Source organism: Amycolatopsis sp. NPDC114478 (genome assembly GCF_055633805.1).
The window spans coordinates 389,611-404,412 of record NZ_JBVKDO010000003.1; the positions used below are offsets into that span (position 1 = coordinate 389,611).

At 69.3% G+C, this 14,802-nt stretch carries 12 protein-coding genes; all 12 read right to left on the minus strand.

Features of this window, described 5'->3' with window-relative positions; genetic code table 11:
• Positions 1-9 precede the first annotated feature (9 nt).
• Genes nuoN through ACZ7OH_RS10810 form a run of 12 tightly spaced genes read right to left on the minus strand, consistent with a single transcriptional unit; the run spans position 10 to position 14,798 of the window.
• Positions 10-1,578 (minus strand): NADH-quinone oxidoreductase subunit NuoN, encoded by a 1,569-nt coding sequence (nuoN, locus tag ACZ7OH_RS10755; RefSeq protein WP_470280606.1) that lies wholly within the window; start codon positions 1,576-1,578, stop codon positions 10-12.
• Positions 1,579-1,580: 2 nt separating this feature from the next.
• On the minus strand, positions 1,581-3,131 hold the full coding sequence (locus ACZ7OH_RS10760; RefSeq protein ID WP_470280607.1) for an NADH-quinone oxidoreductase subunit M: 1,551 nt from the start codon (positions 3,129-3,131) through the stop codon (positions 1,581-1,583).
• Entirely contained in the window at positions 3,131-5,032 is a 1,902-nt protein-coding gene (gene nuoL, locus ACZ7OH_RS10765) for an NADH-quinone oxidoreductase subunit L (RefSeq protein ID WP_470280608.1), read from the minus strand. Before nuoL ends, ACZ7OH_RS10760 begins: the two co-directional genes overlap by 1 nt.
• A gap of 10 nt (positions 5,033-5,042) precedes the next feature.
• The gene (nuoK, locus tag ACZ7OH_RS10770) at positions 5,043-5,342 is read right to left on the minus strand and encodes an NADH-quinone oxidoreductase subunit NuoK (protein WP_360680313.1); all 300 of its coding nucleotides are present in this window, start codon (positions 5,340-5,342) and stop codon (positions 5,043-5,045) included.
• Positions 5,339-6,199, minus strand: a complete 861-nt coding sequence (locus ACZ7OH_RS10775; protein ID WP_470280609.1) for an NADH-quinone oxidoreductase subunit J — start codon at positions 6,197-6,199, stop codon at positions 5,339-5,341. Before ACZ7OH_RS10775 ends, nuoK begins: the two co-directional genes overlap by 4 nt.
• A complete protein-coding gene (gene nuoI / locus ACZ7OH_RS10780; RefSeq protein WP_086678351.1) occupies positions 6,196-6,720 on the minus strand; it encodes an NADH-quinone oxidoreductase subunit NuoI in 525 nt (174 codons plus the stop codon). The genes ACZ7OH_RS10775 and nuoI overlap by 4 nt, the downstream gene beginning before the upstream one ends.
• Positions 6,707-8,056: an NADH-quinone oxidoreductase subunit NuoH gene (nuoH, locus tag ACZ7OH_RS10785; RefSeq protein ID WP_470280610.1), complete on the minus strand. Its 1,350-nt coding sequence runs from the start codon at positions 8,054-8,056 to the stop codon at positions 6,707-6,709. The genes nuoI and nuoH overlap by 14 nt, the downstream gene beginning before the upstream one ends.
• A complete protein-coding gene (locus ACZ7OH_RS10790) occupies positions 8,053-10,527 on the minus strand; it encodes an NADH-quinone oxidoreductase subunit G (protein WP_470280611.1) in 2,475 nt (824 codons plus the stop codon). Before ACZ7OH_RS10790 ends, nuoH begins: the two co-directional genes overlap by 4 nt.
• On the minus strand, positions 10,524-11,819 hold the full coding sequence (nuoF, locus tag ACZ7OH_RS10795) for an NADH-quinone oxidoreductase subunit NuoF (RefSeq protein ID WP_470280612.1): 1,296 nt from the start codon (positions 11,817-11,819) through the stop codon (positions 10,524-10,526). The genes ACZ7OH_RS10790 and nuoF overlap by 4 nt, the downstream gene beginning before the upstream one ends.
• Positions 11,819-12,676, minus strand: coding sequence for an NADH-quinone oxidoreductase subunit NuoE (nuoE, locus tag ACZ7OH_RS10800; RefSeq protein WP_470280613.1), 858 nt, complete (start codon positions 12,674-12,676; stop codon positions 11,819-11,821). The genes nuoF and nuoE overlap by 1 nt, the downstream gene beginning before the upstream one ends.
• Entirely contained in the window at positions 12,673-14,052 is a 1,380-nt protein-coding gene (locus ACZ7OH_RS10805; RefSeq protein ID WP_470280614.1) for an NADH-quinone oxidoreductase subunit D, read from the minus strand. Before ACZ7OH_RS10805 ends, nuoE begins: the two co-directional genes overlap by 4 nt.
• The gene (locus ACZ7OH_RS10810) at positions 14,049-14,798 is read right to left on the minus strand and encodes an NADH-quinone oxidoreductase subunit C (RefSeq protein ID WP_470280615.1); all 750 of its coding nucleotides are present in this window, start codon (positions 14,796-14,798) and stop codon (positions 14,049-14,051) included. Before ACZ7OH_RS10810 ends, ACZ7OH_RS10805 begins: the two co-directional genes overlap by 4 nt.
• Positions 14,799-14,802: the final 4 nt, after the last annotated feature.

Sequence of the window (14,802 nt, forward strand, 5' to 3'; positions counted from 1 at the left end):
GAAACGAAATCAGGAAGCGAAACCGCCCGCTCCGGCCCAGCCCAGCGCGAACGCCGGGACCAAGCCGAGGATCAGCGTCACCGCCGTGCCGAGGAAGATCGCCGTTCCCGTGCCGAAGCCCGGGACCGACACCGACGGGCCGCCGGCCGCCGGCTCGGAGAAGTACATCAGGACGATCACGCGCAGGTAGAAGAACGCCGCCACCGCGCTGAACACCAGCGCCACGACCACCAAGGGCGCCATTCCGTCCGACAGCGCCGCCGAGAACACCACGAACTTCCCGACGAAACCGGACGTCAATGGGATGCCGGCCAAGGCCAACAGCAAGAACGTGAACACGCCCGCCACCAACGGCGACCGCTTCGCGAGGCCCGCCCACGCGGAGAGGTGCGTTGCCTCGCCTGAGGAATCGCGCACCAGGCTGATCACGCCGAACGCCGCCAACGTCGTGAAGCCGTACGCCAGCAGGTAGAACAGCGTGCTGGACAAGCCATCGCGAGTCATCGCGATCGCGCCCACCAGCAGGAAGCCCGCGTGCGCGATCGACGAGTACGCCACCATGCGCTTGACGTCCGTCTGGGTCAGGCCCAGCACCGCGCCGATCACCATCGAGATGATCGCGACGCCCCAGAGGACTCCGCGCCACTCCCACGAAGTCGAGGAGAACGCCACCGACAGCACCCGGAGGATCCCGCCGAACGCCGCGACCTTCGTGCACGCCGCCATGAACGCCGTCACCGGCGTCGGCGCGCCCTGGTAGACGTCCGGGGTCCACGTGTGGAACGGGCCGACCGAACCCTTGAACAGCAGGCCGACCACCAGCAGACCGAGACCGGCGAACAGCAGCGTGTCCGACCGGTCCGAACCCGCCGCCGCGGCCGCGATGTCGGCCAGCTTCACCGAGTTCGCGTAGCCGTACAGCAGCGCCAGCCCGTACAGGAAGAACGCCGAGGAGAACGCGCCGAGCAGGAAGTACTTGACCGCCGCTTCCTGCGACAGCAGGCGGCGACGCCGCGCGAGGCCGCACATCAGGTACAGCGGCAGCGACAGCACTTCCAGCGCGATGAACATCGTCAGCAGGTCGTTCGACGCGCAGAACGCCATCATGCCGCCGAGCGCGAACAGCGTCAGCGGGAAGACCTCGGTCTGCATCACAGTCGCCGTCTGGGCGCGGTCCTGAACGGTGCCCGGGCGGATGCCGGCCTGCGCGACCAGCGCGCCGCCCGGCTCGACCACGCGGTCGGAGATCAGCAGCACCGCGCCGACGCCCAGAGCGAGCAGCGTGCCCCAGAGGAACAGCGCCGGCTTGTCGATCGAGATCGCCCCGCTGAACGTCTTGACGCCGCCCGCGGGCGCGCTGCCCGTCGCGTACAGGACCAGGCTGACGCCGGCCGCGACGATCGCCGCCAGGCTCAGCCCCACCTGCAGGCTGAAGCGCGACCGCTTCGATGCGAACGCCTCGACCAGCACGCTCACGCACGCCGCGCCGAAGACGATCAGCATCGGCAGGACCGCCGGGTAGTCCACCGACGGCGTCGCGATCGGCGGCTGCGCCTGGGTCAGGAGGATGTCGAGCACGGTTACTTGCCTCCCTGGACCGCGGACAGCGTCTGCTGCACCGTCGGGGTGACTGTGTCGAGCACCGGCTTCGGGTAGAAGCCGAGGACGAGGACCAGCACGACCAGCGGCGCCAAGATCGCGATCTCGCGGCCGTTCAGGTCGGTGATGGCCTTCTTGGCGCCCAGCTCCGGCGCAATGGCCGTGCCCGGCCCGCCGCCGACGCCGATCAGGGCGTCACCGCGGACCGGCCCCTGCATGACGCGCTGGTAGAGCCACAGGACGTACGCCGCGGCGAGGACCATGCCCACCGTGGCGAGGATCGTGTACACCGGCTGGTTCACGAACGCCCCGATGAGCACCAGGAACTCGGAGACGAACGAGTTGGTACCGGGCAAGGACAATGTGGACAGACCCGCGAGCAGGAACAGCCCGGCCAGCAACGGGGTCACCTTGGCCATGCCGCCGTAGTCCGAGATGCGAGACGACCCGCCGCGCGCGATCACCAGGCCGATCACCACGATCAGCATGCCGGTCGCGATGCTGTGGTTCAGCATGTACGTCGCCGAGCCGACCATCGCCTGCTCGTTGAACGCGAAGATGCCGAGCGAGATGAACCCGAAGTGCGCGATGGACACGTAGGCGATGAACCGCTTCATGTCCCGCTGCCCCGCGGCGAGGATCGATCCATAAAGGACGCCGATCACCGAGAGCACCAGCACCAGCGGTGCCAGGGTCTTGCTCGCGTCCGGGAACATCGGCAGGCAGTAGCGCAGGAACCCGAACGTGCCGACCTTGTCCAGCACGCCGACGAGCAGGACGGCGACGCCGATCGGCGCCTCCCCCGCCGCGTCCGGCAGCCAGGTGTGGAACGGCACCAGCGGCGCCTTGATCGCGAAGGCCAGGAAGAACCCGAGGAACAGCCAGATCTGCGTGTGCAGCGGCGCGTCCCGGACGACCGTGACGAGCGTGGCCCAGTCGAACGTGCCGTGGCCGAGCTTGTCCTTCGCGAGCGAGTACGCCCCGATCGCCGACGCCAGCATGATCAGGCCGCCGAGGAACGAGTAGAGGAAGAACTTCACCGCCGCGTACTGCCGGTTCGCGCCGCCGTAGCCGCCGATGAGGAAGTACATCGGGATCAGCATGATCTCGAACAGCACGTAGAACAGGAAGACGTCGGTCGCGGCGAACACGCCGATCGTGAGCGCTTCCTGCAGCAGAATCAGCGAAAGGAACCCGCCCGCGCTGCGGCCCGGCGGCAGCTTGTCCAGCGTGCCGAGGCCGCCGACGACGATCGGCACCAGCAGCGCGATCACCGCGATCATGATCAGCGAGATGCCGTCGGTGCCGAACGCGATGTGGACGCCGAAGCTGGGGATCCAGTCGAAGCTCGACGTCTGCTGCAGCCGCGCACCGGAAGGCGAGTAGCTGAGCCAGAACGGGATCACGAGCAGGAACTCGAGGATCGAGAACCCCAGCGCGGCCAGCACCGCGGCGCGGTCGTTCCCCTTGAGGAACGCCAGCACCAGGGAGCCGGCCAGCGGCACCAGGATGAGGATGAGCAACCAGGTCATCAGGAGAACCTCACCAGCAGGAGAGCCGCCAGAAGCAGGAACGTGCCGCCCAGCATCGACAGCGCGTAGGACCGGACGAACCCGGTCTGCAGCCGCCTCAGCCGGCCGGAGCCGCCGCCGAGGCCGGCGGCCAGGCCGTTGACCGCGCCGTCGACGCCGCGGTTGTCGACGTACACCAGCGCCCGCGAGAGCCAGGTGCCCGGGCGGGCGACCAGCGTCTCGTTGAGGGCGTTGCCGTAGAGGTCCTTGCGCGCCGCGCGGGTGATGAACGAGACCCGCTGCGGCTGCTCGACCGGCACGTCACGCCGGAAGATCAGGTACGCGATCACCACGCCCAGCAGGGAGAACACGATCGCGGCGACGGAGATCACCCACGCGTCGAACGGCGCGTTGTGCGCTTCCTCCAGCGCGCCGACCGACGGGGTCAGCCAGTGGGCGAAGCGGTCGCCGAGGGCGAAGAACGCACCGGCGCCGACCGAGCCGACCGCCAGCACCGCCATCGGGACCCACATGATCGCCTTGGACTCGTGCGGGTGGAAGTCGCGGCCGTCGGTGCTCTTGATGTCCTTCCAGCGCTCCTTGCCGAAGAACGTCATCACCATCAGGCGCGTCATGTAGAACGCGGTGAGCCCGGCGCCCAGCAGCGCGGCGCCGCCCATCACCCAGCCGCGCCAGCCGCCCTGGCCGAACGCCGCTTCGATGATCGCGTCCTTGGTGAAGAAGCCCGACAGCGGCGGGATGCCGATCAGGGCCAGGTAGCCGAGGCCGAAGGTGATGAAGGTGATCGGCATGTGCTTGCGCAGGCCACCGAACTTCCGCATGTCGACCTCGTCGTTCATGCCGTGCATGACCGACCCGGCCCCGAGGAAGAGCCCGGCCTTGAAGAAGCCGTGCGCGACCAGGTGCATGATGCCGAGCGCGTACGCGATGGGCCCGAGGCCGACGGCCAGCATCATGTAGCCGATCTGGCTGACCGTCGAGTACGCGAGGACCTTCTTGATGTCGTCGTACGCGCAGCCGATGATGCACCCGAGCAGCAGCGTCACCGTGCCGACCAGCGTGACGATCAGGCGGCCGTCCGCGGTGGCGTTGAAGATGTCCTTCGAGCGGGCCACCAGGTAGACACCGGCCGTGACCATCGTTGCCGCGTGGATCAGGGCCGAGACCGGGGTCGGGCCCTCCATCGCGTCGGGAAGCCAGGCCTGCAGCGGGAACTGGCCGGACTTACCGCAGGCGCCGAGCAGGAGCAGGATCGCCATCGCGGTGATCGCGCCCGGCGAGAACTTGCCGTCGGCGACCGCCTGGAAGACCTGCGCGTAGCCGGTCGAGCCCGCGTACTTGAACATGATGAAGATCGCCAGCGCGAGCCCGACGTCGCCGACGCGGTTCATCAGGAACGCCTTCTTCGCCGCGGTCGCGGCGGACGGGCGCCCCTGGTACCAGCCGATGAGCAGGTAGGACGCGAGGCCCACGCCTTCCCAGCCGAGGTACAGCGTCACGAAGCTGTTGCCCAGCACCAGGATCAGCATCGACGCGACGAAGAGGTTGAGGTACGCGAAGAAGCGGTACCGGCCCTCGTCGTCGGCCATGTAGCCGATCGAGTAGTAGTGGATCAGCATGCCGACGCCGGTGATGAGCAGCACGAACGTCAGCGACAGCGCGTCGATCCGCAGCCCGAAGTCCACCTGCAGCTGGCCGACCGGGATCCACGAGTAGACCTTGACGTCGGTCGCCGTGCTCGTGTTCGCGCTGAAGAACAGGATCAGCCCGTAGATGAAAGCCAGGGTGACGGTGGCACAGCCGAGCAGATGCCCCCAGGCCTTCGCGCGCTTGCCCGCCAACAGGAGGATCAGGGCGCCGAGGGCAGGGAAGGCCACCAGCAGCCACGATGATGCGGTCACTCGGTGTCTCCTAGTACTTCAGCAGGTTGGTGTCGTCGACCGAAGCCGAGCGCCGGGTGCGGAAGATGGCCATGATGATCGCCAGGCCGACCACGACCTCGGCGGCCGCGACGACCATGACGAAGAACGCCATGATCTGGCCGTCGAGCCCGCCGTTGATCCGGGCGAAGGTGACCAGCGTCAGGTTCACGGCGTTGAGCATCAGCTCGATGCACATGAACACGACGATCGCGTTGCGCCGCACCAGCACGCCGACCGCGCCGAGCGCGAACAGCAGCGCCGACAGCAGCAGGTAGTACGTGGGGGTCATTCCTTCTCCCCTTCCGAAGCACCTTCCGAGCCGACCAGCGCGTGCGCGTCGGGGTGCGGGGTGTCGTCCGCCACGAGCTTGCGTTCCTTAGCCAGCTCGATCGCCGACGTGGACTCGATGATCGCCGAGAGCGATTCCGGGGCGACCGAGCCGTCCGGCAGCAGCGCCGGCGTCGCCACCGAGTTGGCGGTGGCGAAGACACCCGGGCCGGGCAGCGGCGAGGGCCGGTCGTGCTCGCCGCGGAAGCGGGCGACGACCAGTTCCTTCTGCGTCTGCTTGCCGCCCTTGCCGTGGCGGTCGGTGAAGGCCAGCACCATCGTGCCGACCGCGGCGGTGATGAGCAGCGCCGACGTCAGCTCGAACGGGAACAGGTAGTCGGTGAAGATCAGCCGGCCGAGGCCCTTCGGCCCGCCGCCCGCGGACGTCGTCGAGTCGAGCGGGGTGGCCGGGGTGACGTTGGCCAGCGCCCGGTAGATGCCGGTGGCCAGCAGCGCGGCGAGGCCGATGCCGAGCACCGTCGCGGCGAGCCGCTGGCCGCGCAGGACTTCGACGACCGAGTCGGAGCTCTCCCGGCCGACCAGCATCAGCACGAACAGGAACAGCATCATGATCGCGCCGGTGTAGACGATGATCTGCGTGAAGCCCAGGAACGGCGCCGACTGGATCATGTACAGCGCGCCCAGGCTCAGCATCGTGAGCACCAGCCACAGCGCCGAGTGCACGGCGTTGCGGGAGAAGATCATGCCGAGCGCGCCGAGCAGCGAGAGCGGGCCGAGGATCCAGAACGCGATGGCCTCGCCGGTCGTCACGCCCGCGGCGGCACCCGTGGGCGCCTGGCTCAGGAGAGCGGTGATCACTTGACGCCCTCCCCGCGAGCCAGCTCGGGGCCGTTCACGTAGTAGTCCTGCTCGTTCTCGCCCAGCCGCATCGGGTGCGGCGGCTGCTCCATGCCGGGCAGCAGCGGGGCGAGCAGGTCTTCCTTCGTGTAGATCAACCGCTGGCGGTCGTCGTCGGCCAGCTCGTAGAAGTTGATCATCGTCAGCGACCGCGTCGGGCACGCCTCGATGCAGAGGCCGCAGCCGATGCAGCGCAGATAGTTGATCTGGTAGTCCGCGCCGTACCGCTCGCCCGGCGAGAACCGGGCCTCCTCGGTGTTGTCACCGCCCTCGACGAAGATCGCGTCCGCCGGGCACGCCCACGCGCACAGCTCGCAGCCGACGCACTTCTCGAGGCCGTCCGGGTGGCGGTTCAGCTGGTGCCGGCCGTGGTACCGCGGTGCGGCCGGCGCGCCGGCCTCCGGGTACTCCTCGGTGGCGACCTTCTTGAACATCATCCCGAAGGTGACGCCGAAGCCCTTGACGGGATCAAGAAACCCCATCTTGCGCTCCTTCCTTTGCGGTACCGACGGCCGCCGGCTTGCGGCGGGCCGCCTTCGCCTCGGCCTTGGCCAGGGCCTTCTGACGCGGGGTGGTCTGCGGGACCTTGAGGTCCAGCGGCGGAACCGGGAAACCGCCACCGGTCACCGGCACGGTCTCGCTCTCCTCTTCGCGGCCCGCCGCGCGGACGTAGAAGAACAGGGCGACGACGATGAAGATGGCGACCGCGGCGATGATGATGGACGCGGTGTTCCAGACGATGACCTTCGCGAAGGTCACCATGACGATCCACACCAGGTTCAGCGGGACCAGGACCTTCCAGCCCAGGCGCATGAACTGGTCGTAGCGCAGGCGGGGCAGCGTGCCGCGCAGCCAGATGAACCCGAACAGCAGGATGAACATCTTCGCGAAGAACCACAGCACCGGCCACCAGCCGGTGTTGAGGACGTTGTTCCCGATCAGCGACAGCGGCCACGGGGCCATCCAGCCGCCGAGGAACAGCGTGGTCGCGAACGCCGAGACGATCACCATGTTGACGTACTCGGCGAGGAAGAACATCGCGAACTTCATCGAGCTGTACTCGGTGTGGAAGCCGCCGACCAGCTCCGACTCGGCCTCGGGGAGGTCGAACGGGGCACGGTTGGTCTCGCCGACCATCGAGATCAGGTAGATCACGAAGCTCGGGACCAGGTAGAGGAACCACGCCTTGTGCTGCGCGCCGACGATGTCGGCCAGGTTCAGCGACCCGGCCTGCAGGATCACCGCGACGATCGAGAGCCCCATCGCGATCTCGTAGGAGATCACCTGCGCCGCGCTGCGCATGCCGCCGAGCAGCGGGTACGGCGAGCCGGACGACCAGCCGGCGAGCACGATGCCGTAGACGCCGATCGAGGAGCAGGCCAGGATCACCAGCGCGCTGACCGGCAGGTCGAGCAGCTGCAGCACGGTCCGCTCGCCGAAGATCGACACGACCGGGCCGAACGGGATGGCCGAGAGCGCGATCAGCGACGGCACCACGCACATGACCGGCGCGAGGAAGTACACCTTGCGGTCGGCCGTGTCCGGGATGATCTGTTCCTTGAACGGCAGCTTGATCGCGTCCGCGAGGGACTGCAGGTAGCCGCCCGGGCCGACCCGGTTGGGGCCGGGCCGGTTCTGCATCCGGCCGACCGCCTTGCGCTCCCAGACGATCAGGAAGATCGTCATGATCGGCCCGATCAGCAGGATGACCACGCACTTGAGCAGGATCAGCCACAACGGGTCGTCCGCCAGCAGCGCCGCCCGCGTCGCCGCGTCGGGGACACTCCCGACGGCGGCATCGGTCAGCAGCGGGGTCATTGCCCACCTCCAGCGAGGTTCACGACGGCGCCGTGCCCGGCGCCGAGCGTCTTGAACACGGCGGAGCCGTCGGAGTTGCCCGGCAGCCACACGACGCCGTCGGGCAGGTCCGCGATCTCCACCGGCAGCGTGATCGCGCCGCGTTCGGTGCTCACCTTCACGGTGACGCCCAGCCCTTCCGCGGTCTTCGCGGACAGCCGCGCGACCGGCGTGCGCTGGGTGCCCTTCAGGTGCGGCTCGCCATCCTGCAGGGACCCGTTGTCGATGAGCTGGCGCCAAGTCGACAGGACCGCCTGGCCCGCGCCCGGGGCCGCCGTGGCGCCGCCGTTCGCCGCTTCGACCGGACCCCAGCGCAGCGCCGAGGCCGGGCCGAGCTTCTCGAAGTCGCCGCGGGCGGCGGCCGGCGTCTGCGTGAACAGGTCGGCGTCCATCTCGACGGCGAGGGTGTCGAGCACCCGGCAGTCCGGCAGGGTGCCGGTGCCTTCGATGGTCGTGTCGAACGGGCGGGTGCGGCCCTCCCAGTTGAGGTAGCTGCCGGACTTCTCGTCCGACGCCGCCACCGGGAGCACGACGTCCGCGCGCTCGGTCACCGCGCTGTGGCGGAGCTCGAGGCTGACGACGAAACCGGCGTTGTCCAGCGCGCGCAGCGCGAGGTCCGGGTCCGGCAGGTCGAACGGGTCGACGCCGCCGACGACCAGGCCGCCGAGGTCGCGGGCCGAAGCCGCCTGCAGGATGCCGGTGGTGTCGCGGCCCGGGGTGGCCGGGATCGGGACGCCCCAGGCGTTTTCGACGGCGACGCGGGCGGCGTTGTCGCCGACCCGGCGGCCGCCCGGCAGGAGCGTCGGCACGCAGCCGACCTGCATTGCGCCCCGATCGCCAGCGCGGCGCGGGATCCACGCGAGGCGGACACCGGTGCGCTCGACCAGGTCGTGTAGCGCGGAGAACAGGCCGGGCACCTGGGCGGCGCGCTCGCCGACCAGGACGACCGCGTTCTCGCCGCGCAGGGCCTCGTCGAGGTCCGGCGCGTGCTTGGCGATGCCTTCGACGGCCGCGGCCTCCTGGCCGGGGACGCAGGCGAGCAGCTCGCCGGACGTCTTGCGCACCGACGACGTCGTCCACTGTCCCAAGTGGACGACCCGGGTGCGGTTCTTGCGGGCCGCCTTGCGCAGCCGCAGGAACACGATCGGGGCTTCGTCCTCGGGCTCGAAGGCGACGCACAGGACCGTGCGGGCCCGCTCGATCTCGGCGAAGGTGACGCCGGACTCCGGCGTCACGCCCACGACGTGCGAGGTGAGGAACGCGAGCTCCTCGGCCGAGTGCGGGCGGGCGCGGAAGTCGACGTCGTTGGTCTGCAGGGCGACGCGGGCGAACTTCGAGTACGCGTAGGCGTCCTCGACGGTCAGCCGGCCACCGGGCAGGACGCCGACACCGCCGTTCGAACGGGCCGCGGTGAGGCCCTCGGCGGCGGCACGCAGCGCGTCGGTCCAGGACGCCTCTTCCAGCTCACCGGTCTCGGGGTTGCGGACCAGCGGACGCCGGATGCGGTCCTCGGCGCCGGTGTAGCGGAAGGCGAACCGGCCCTTGTCGCAGATCCACTCTTCGTTGACCTCGGGGTCGTCGCCGGCCAGCTTGCGCTGGACCTTGCCGCGCCGGAAGTCGGTGCGCTCGGCGCAGCCGGACGAGCAGTGCTCGCAGACGCTCGGCGAGGACACCAGGTCGAACGGGCGGGAGCGGAACCGGTAGGCCGCGCTCGTCAGGGCCCCGACCGGGCAGATCTGGATGACGTTGCCGGAGAAGTAGCTCTGGAACGGCTGGCCGGACGTCGTCCGCGACGCCATGTCCAGGACGTCCGCCGTCTCCGCGGTGCCGATCTGCTGGTGGGCGCCGCGTTCGAGGAGCTCGATGAACGGGTCGCCGGCGATCTCGCGGGAGAACCGGGTGCAGCGCTGGCAGAGCACGCAGCGTTCGCGGTCCAGCAGCACCTGCGTCGAGATCGGCAGGGGCTTCGGGAACGTCCGCTTGGTGTCGACGAACCGCGACTCCGCGCGGCCGTGGGCCAGCGCCTGGTTCTGCAGTGGGCACTCGCCGCCCTTGTCGCAGATCGGGCAGTCCAGCGGGTGGTTGATGAGCAGCAGCTCCATCACACCCTGCTGGGCCTTGTCCGCGACCGGCGACGTCAGCTGCGTCTTGACGACCATGCCGTCGGCGACGGTCATCGTGCAGGACGCCTGCGGCTTCGGCATCGGCCGGCCGCCCATCTCGACCTCGACCAGGCACTGGCGGCAGGCGCCGGCCGGGTCGAGGAGCGGGTGGTCGCAGAACCGCGGGATGACCGTGCCGAGGCGTTCGGCCGTGCGGATGAGGAGCTCGCCCTTGGGGGCGATGACCTCTTCGCCGTCGATGACCAGCTTGACGTGGCCCTCGGGGACCGGCGTCGCGGCCGTTTCGGGCTTGTCGGGGGCGATCGTCATGCCTGCGCTCCCACCAGTTCGGGCTTGGTCTGTTCGTGCCGGTTCTTCTCGCACAGCGCGAGGAACTCCTCGCGGAAGTACTTGATGCCGCTCTGGATCGGCGACACCGCGCCGTCGCCGAGGGCGCAGAACGACCGGCCGAGGATGTTGTCGCAGACGTCGAGGAGGGTGTCGATGTCCTCCTCGGTGCCGTGGCCCTCGACCATCCGCTCGAGGATCTGCGCCAGCCAGTACGTGCCTTCGCGGCACGGCGTGCACTTGCCGCAGGACTCGTGCTCGTAGAACTGCGTCCACTTCATCACGGCCCACGGCACCGACACGGTCTCGTTGAAGACCTGGACGGCGGTGGTGCCGAGCATGGAGCCCGCTTCCGCCGCGCCTTCGAAGTCCAGGGGAACGTCGAGGTGCTCGGCGGTGAACATCGGGGTGGACGAGCCGCCCGGGGTCCAGAACTTGAGCGGGATGCCGTCCTTCATGCCGCCCGCCAGCTCGAGGAGCTCGCGCAGCGTGGTGCCGAGCGGGCACTCGTACTGGCCGGGCTTCTCGACGTGGCCGGAGATCGAGTAGATCTTCGGGCCGGGCGACTTCTCGCGGCCCATCTCGCGGAACCAGCTCGAACCGCCGTTGACGATGAACGGCGCGCTCGCGATGGTCTCGACGTTGTTGACCGTGGTCGGCGCGGCGTACAGGCCCGCGGCGGCCGGGAACGGCGGCTTGAGCCGCGGCTGGCCGCGACGGCCTTCCAGCGAGTCGAGCAGCGCGGTCTCTTCACCGCAGATGTACGCGCCCGCGCCCGCGTGAACCGTGATCTTGAGGTCGAAGCCCGAGCCGAGGATGTTCTCGCCCAGGTAGCCCGCCGCTTCGGCTTCGCGCACGGCCGCGTTGAGGCGGCGGATGCAGTGCAGCGCCTCGCCGCGGACGTAGATGAAGCAGTGGTTGGACCGCATCGCGTACGAGGCGATGATGCAGCCCTCGATCAGCGAGTGCGGGTCCGCCATCATCAGCGGGATGTCCTTGCAGGTGCCCGGCTCGCCCTCGTCGGCGTTGATCACCAGGTAGTGCGGCTTGTCGAAGTTCGGCGGCATGAAGGACCACTTGATGCCGGCCGGGAAGCCCGCGCCGCCGCGGCCGCGCAGGCCCGAGTCCTTGACCAGCTGGACGAGCTGCTCCGGCGTCCCGGCCAGTGCCTTGCGGACGGCGGTGTAGCCCTCGAGTGCCTCGTACGTCCCGATCTGCCAGGAGTTCGGGGACAGCCAGCGCTTCGTGAGGACCGGGGTAATGGGATCGGCCATTACTTCTTCTCCACTTCAGGAAGCGGGACATCCTGGGCGACCGGGGCGACCCAGCCGCGGTCCTGGGCGAGCTTCGCGCCCCGCAGCGTCTCGACGGCCTGCGAGGGACCGTCGACGTCCCGGCGGTAGGCCGTCTCGTCCTCCGGGAAGAACCCGGCGAGCTGCAGCTCGGCGCCCTTGAAGCTCGACAGCGGCGCGCCGCGCGTCGGGGCCGGCTTCTTGCCCGCCTGCAGCGCGTCGACCAGCGCGACGGCCTTGTCCTCGGTCTGGTTGTCGAAGTACTCGTAGTTGACCTGGATGACCGGCGCGAGGTCGCAGGCCGCGAGGCACTCGGCGTGCTCGAGGGTGATCGAGCCCGGCTCGTTCGGCGTGCCGGCGGTTTCGTTGTGCCCCAGCGGTTCCGACTCGGATCCGAGGTGCGTCTGGAGCCGCTTGTAGATCGCGTCGCCGCCCATGGCCGCGCACAGCGTGTTGGTGCAGACGCTCACGAGGTGCTCGCCGCACGGCTTGCGCTTGTACATCGTGTAGAACGTCGCGACCGCGCTGACCTCGGCGTCGGACAGGTCGAGCTGCTTCGCGCAGAACGCGATGCCCTCCTGGCTCACGTACCCCTGCACCGACTGCACGAGGTGCAGCATCGGCAGCAGCGCCGAGCGGGACATCGGGTAGCGCGCGATCAGCTCCTGCGCCCTGGCCACGACACCTTCGTCGAAGATGTCTTCGAGCGGCGTGTCTTCGATGATCCCGGCGGCGACCGCGGGGTCGGGCGCGATGGCGATCACGTCGGTGTCCGGGCCGGCCGCCGCGTGCGTCGCGGCAGCGTCGTTGGGGCCCGGCTCGGGAACAGCTGTGCTCATCGGTCCACTCCCCCCATGACGGGGTCGATCGAGGCGATCGCGGCGATCACGTCCGCGACCAGGCCGCCTTCGGCCATTGCGGGCATCGACTGCAGGTTCACGAAGCTCGGTTCGCGCACGTGGACCCGCAGCGGCCGGGTGCCGCCGTCGGAGACCAGGTGCACGCCCAGCTCGCCGCGCGGCGACTCGACGGAGGTGTAGACCTGCCCGGCCGGCACCTTGAAGCCCTCGGTGACCAGCTTGAAGTGGTGGATCAGGGACTCCATCGACTGGCCCATGATCTTCTTGACGTGCTCGAGCGAGTTGCCCATGCCGTCGCTGCCGATGGACAGCTGCGCGGGCCAGGCGACCTTCTTGTCCTCGACCATGACCGGGCCCGGCTCGAGCTTCTCCAGGCACTGCTCGATGATCTTGAGGCTCTCGTGCATCTCGTGGACGCGGATCAGGTAGCGCGACCAGCAGTCGGCGCCGTTGTCGACCGGGACGTCGAAGTCGAACTCGTCGTAGCAGGAGTACGGCTCGGTCTTGCGCAGGTCCCACGGGAGACCGGCCGAGCGCAGCACCGGGCCGGTGACGCCGAGCGCGAGGCACGCGTCGACCGGCAGGTACCCGACACCCTTGAGCCGGTTGCGCCAGATCGGCTGCCCGGTGAAGAGCTTGTCGTACAGCGGAAGGCGTTCCTTCATCGTCTTGACGAACGCCTTGACGACCTCGACGTAGTCGGCCGGCATGTCCTGCGCGAGGCCGCCGGGGCGGATGAACGCGTGGTTCATCCGCAGGCCGGTCAGGTGCTCCAGCAGGTGCAGCACCTCTTCGCGCTCGCGGAAGCCGAGCGTCATCGCGGTGGTGGCGCCGAGCTCCATGCCGCCGGTGGCGATGTAGACCAGGTGCGAGCCGATGCGGTTGATCTCCAGCAGCATCACGCGCAGCAGCTGCGCGCGGCGCGGGGCCTCGATCTGCAGCAGCTTCTCGACGCCGAGGCAGTACGCCATCTCCGTCGACAGCGGGGCCAGGTAGTCCATGCGCGTCACGAACGTGACGCCCTGGGTCCAGGTCCGGTACTCGCAGTTCTTCTCGATGCCGGTGTGGAGGTAGCCGATGACCGACCGCAGCTGCGTGACGGTCTCGCCCTCCATCTCCAGCACGAGCCGGAGCACGCCGTGCGTCGACGGGTGCTGCGGGCCCATGTTGATGACCATGCGCTCGTCGTGCGCGGCGTCGGCGATGACGTCGTCCCAGTCGCCACCGGAGACCGAATAGACGCGGCCTTCGGTGGTGTCACGGGAATCCGCGTAGTTGACGTCGTCGGTGCTGTCGCTGCCGGTCTCGGTGGTCGAGGTTCCCGTGTTGACGTCGGAAAGGTTCTCGGTGCTCACGAGTACGACCTCCGCTGGTCCGGCGGCGGGATCTCCGCGCCCTTGTATTCGACCGGGATCCCGCCGAGCGGGTAGTCCTTGCGCTGGGGGTGGCCGTCCCAGTCGTCCGGCATGAGGATCCGGGTCAGGGCCGGGTGGCCGTCGAAGACGATGCCGAACATGTCCCAGGCCTCGCGCTCCTGCCAGTCGGCGGTCGGGTAGATCCCGACCAGCGACGGCACGTGCGCGTCCTCGACGTCGAGGGTGACCTCGAGGCGGATCCGGCGGCGGTAGGTCAGCGACGTGAAGTGGTAGACCGCGTGCAGCCGCTGCGGGATGTCGACGCCGTAGTCCACACCGGACACCGAGGACAGCAGCTCGAAGCGCAGGCCACCGTCGTCGCGCAGGACCTTCGCGATCTCCGCCAGCTTCTCGCGGTCGACGTAGAAGGTGATCTCGCCGCGGTCGACCGTCGTCTGCAGGATCGACTCGGCGGGGATCTTGTGGTCGGCCAGCGCCGCGTAGAACTCGTCGGCGAACTGGTCGAACCAGCCGCCGTACGGGCGCTCGGCCGGCGCGGGGCTGTAGGCCGGGAGCCGGACGCCGCCGTAGCCGGAGGTGTCGCCGGTGCCGTGGACGCCGAACATGCCCTGGCGTTCGCGGCCGGTGACGACCGGTTCGGCGGGCCGGGTGCCGGTCGGCTCGAGGCCGCCTTCGGCCCGCTCGGCGCTCGACTGCTCTTCGCCGGGTTGGGGGTTCTCAGTCATCGCT

What these genes read in the sequence shown, in the direction of transcription:
- ACZ7OH_RS10760 (WP_470280607.1), bottom strand. Translation starts at nt 3,131, where the DNA reads ATGACCTGGTTGCTCATCCTCATCCTGGTGCCGCTGGCCGGCTCCCTG.
- nuoK (WP_360680313.1), bottom strand. Translation starts at nt 5,342, where the DNA reads ATGACCCCCACGTACTACCTGCTGCTGTCGGCGCTGCTGTTCGCGCTC.
- nuoI (WP_086678351.1), bottom strand. Translation starts at nt 6,720, where the DNA reads ATGGGGTTTCTTGATCCCGTCAAGGGCTTCGGCGTCACCTTCGGGATG.
- nuoH (WP_470280610.1), bottom strand. Translation starts at nt 8,056, where the DNA reads ATGACCCCGCTGCTGACCGATGCCGCCGTCGGGAGTGTCCCCGACGCG.
- ACZ7OH_RS10790 (WP_470280611.1), bottom strand. Translation starts at nt 10,527, where the DNA reads ATGACGATCGCCCCCGACAAGCCCGAAACGGCCGCGACGCCGGTCCCC.
- nuoF (WP_470280612.1), bottom strand. Translation starts at nt 11,819, where the DNA reads ATGGCCGATCCCATTACCCCGGTCCTCACGAAGCGCTGGCTGTCCCCG.
- nuoE (WP_470280613.1), bottom strand. Translation starts at nt 12,676, where the DNA reads ATGAGCACAGCTGTTCCCGAGCCGGGCCCCAACGACGCTGCCGCGACG.
- ACZ7OH_RS10810 (WP_470280615.1), bottom strand. Translation starts at nt 14,798, where the DNA reads ATGACTGAGAACCCCCAACCCGGCGAAGAGCAGTCGAGCGCCGAGCGG.